The organism is Variovorax sp. GW823-FHT04B03, assembly GCF_058796495.1.
In genome coordinates this window covers 1-3357 of record NZ_JBXAIT010000011.1, presented here as the reverse complement: position 1 = coordinate 3357, position 3357 = coordinate 1, and the positions used below count along the sequence as shown (strand labels likewise).

The window sequence follows — 3357 nt, the reverse complement described above, 5'->3', positions numbered from 1 at the left end:
GACGTCGTCGGGTTTGAGCACTGCCACCAGCGGTATCTCCAGCCTGTCCACGGGCTTGAGCACGACGAACAGCAACGTCAGCAGCCTGTCGACTTCGACGTCGAGTGGCCTGAGCACTGCTGCCAGCGGCATCGATAGCCTGTCGACCGGCTTGAGCACGACCAACAGCAACGTCAGCAGTCTCTCGACCTCGACGTCGTCGGGTTTGAGTACTGCCACCAGCGGTATCTCCAGCCTGTCCACGGGCTTGAGTACGACGAACAGCAACGTGAGCAGCTTGTCGACCTCCACGTCGTCTGGCCTGAGCACGGCTACGAGCCGCATCGATAGCTTGTCGACCGGTTTGAGTACCACGAACAGCAACGTCAGCAGCCTCTCGACGTCGACGTCGTCGGGTTTGAGTACGGCGACCAGTGGTATCTCGAGCCTGTCGACCGGCTTGAGCACCACGAACAGCAACGTCAGCAGTCTCTCGACTTCGACGTCGTCGGGTTTGAGCACTGCCACCAGCGGTATCTCCAGCCTGTCCACGGGCTTGAGCACGACGAACAGCAACGTGAGCAGCTTGTCGACCTCCACGTCGTCTGGCCTGAGCACTGCGACGAGCAGCATCGACAGCCTGTCGACCGGGCTGAGCACGACCAACAGCAACGTCAGCAGCCTCTCGACCTCGACGTCGTCGGGTTTGAGTACGGCAACCAGCGGCATCTCGAGCCTGTCGACGGGCCTGAGCACGACGAACAGCAACGTGAGCAGCTTGTCGACCTCGACGTCGTCCGGCCTGAGCACCGCTGCCAGTGGTATCTCGAGCCTGTCCACGGCTCTGAGCAGCACCAACAGCAACCTGGACAGCCTCTCGACGTCTACGTCGTCGGGACTGAGCACGGCAACCAGCGGTATCTCCAGCCTGTCCACGGGCTTGAGCACGACGAACAGCAACGTGAGCAGCCTGTCGACCTCGACGTCGTCGGGTTTGAGCACTGCCACCAGCGGTATCTCCAGCCTGTCCACCGGCCTGAGCACGACGAACAGCAATGTCAGCAGCCTGTCGACTTCCACGTCGTCCGGCCTCAGCACCGCTACCAGCGGCATCGACAGCTTGTCGACGGGTCTGAGTACCGCAACCAGCGGTATCTCCAGCCTCTCCACGGGATTGAGCTCGGCAACCAGCGGCATCTCGAGCCTGTCCACCGGCTTGAGCACGACGAACAGCAACGTCAGCAGCCTGTCGACGTCTACGTCGTCTGGCCTGAGCACGGCCACGAGCGGCATCGACAGCCTCTCGACCGGCTTGAGCTCGGCGACCAGCGGCATCTCGAGTCTGTCTACTGGTCTGAGCACAACGAACAGCAACGTCAGCAGTCTCTCGACCTCCACGTCGTCCGGTCTGAGCACCGCGGCGAGCGGCATCGACAGCCTCTCGACCGGCTTGAGCACGGCGACCAGTGGCATCTCCAGCCTGTCTACAGGCCTGAGCACCACGAATAGCAACATCAGCAGCCTCTCGACGTCGACGTCGTCCGGCCTCAGCACTGCTACCAGCGGTATCTCCAGCCTGTCCACGGGCCTGAGCACGACGAACAGCAATGTCAGCAGCCTGTCGACGTCGACGTCGTCCGGTCTCAGCACCGCTACCAGCGGCATCGACAGCCTCTCGACTGGTTTGAGCACGGCGACCAGTGGCATCTCCAGCTTGTCCACTGGCTTGAGTACGACGAACAGCAACGTCGGCAGCTTGTCGACTTCGACGTCGAGCGGCATCTCCAGCCTGTCGACCGGCCTGAGCACCACCAACAGCAACGTCAGCAGCCTCTCGACTTCCACGTCGTCTGGTCTGAGCACCGCGACGAGCGGAATCGACAGCCTCTCGACTGGTCTGAGCACGGCGACCAGTGGCATCTCCAGCCTGTCGACGGGCCTGAGCACCGCCACCAGCGACATCTCCAGCTTGTCTACTGGCTTGAGCACGACCAACAGCAACGTGAGCAGCCTCTCGACCTCCACGTCGTCCGGCCTGAGCACGGCCACGAGCGGCATCGACAGCCTCTCGACCGGTTTGAGCACAGCGACCAGTGGCATCTCCAGCTTGTCCACGGGCCTGAGCACCACGAACAGCAACGTCAGCAGCCTCTCGACCTCCACGTCCTCGGGCCTGAGCACCGCCACGAGCAACATCGACAGCCTCTCGACTGGGTTGAGCACGGCGACCAGTGGCATCTCCAGCCTGTCCACGGGACTGAGCACGACCAACAGCAACGTCAGCAGCCTGTCGACTTCCACGTCGAGTGGCCTGAGCACCGCTACGAGCGGAATCGACAGCCTGTCGACCGGCCTGAGCACTGCCACCAGTGGCATCTCTAGCCTGTCCACCGGCTTGAGCACGACGAACAGCAACGTGAGCAGCCTGTCGACTTCCACGTCGTCCGGCCTGAGCACAGCCACCAGCGGCATCTCCAGCCTGTCGACGGGCCTGAGCACGACCAACAGCAACGTCAGCAGCTTGTCGACTTCCACGTCGTCCGGCCTCAGCACCGCTACCAGCGGCATCGACAGCTTGTCGACGGGTCTGAGTACCGCAACCAGTGGTATCTCCAGCCTGTCCACCGGCTTGAGCACGACGAACAGCAACGTGAGCAGCCTCTCGACGTCTACGTCGTCTGGCCTGAGCACGGCCACGAGCGGCATCGACAGCCTCTCGACCGGTCTGAGCACGGCGACCAGTGGTATCTCCAGCTTGTCCACTGGCTTGAGCACGACCAACAGCAACGTCAGCAGCCTGTCGACCTCCACGTCCTCGGGCCTGAGCACCGCCACGAGCAACATCGACAGCCTCTCGACTGGGTTGAGCACGGCGACCAGCGGTATCTCGAGCCTGTCCACCGGCCTGAGCACCACGAACAGCACCGTGGGCAGCTTGTCGACTTCGACGTCGAGCGGCATCTCCAGTCTGTCGACCGGCCTGAGCACCGCCACCAGTGGCATCTCCAGTCTGTCCACCGGCTTGAGCACGACGAACAGCAACGTGAGCAGCCTGTCGACCTCGACGTCGAGCGGCCTGAGCACGGCCACGAGCGGAATCGACAGCTTGTCGACGGGTCTGAGCACCGCAACCAGTGGCATCTCCAGCCTGTCCACCGGCCTGAGCACCACGAACAGCAATGTGGGCAGCCTGTCCACTGGATTGAGCACGACGAACAGCAATGTGAGCAGCCTCTCGACCGGCCTGAGCACCGCCACCAGCGGCATCTCCAGCCTCTCCACAGGCCTGAGCACCACCAACAGCAACGTCAGCAGCCTCTCGACCTCCACGTCCTCGGGCCTGAGCACCGCCACGAGCAACATCGACAGCCTCTCGAC

General features: G+C 63.1%; 1 protein-coding gene. It reads left to right on the top strand.

Annotated features, from left to right (window positions below; genetic code table 11):
• On the top strand, nucleotides 1-3357 hold a 3357-nt coding region (locus AC1RAD_RS31405; protein WP_492739012.1), incomplete at both ends, for a beta strand repeat-containing protein.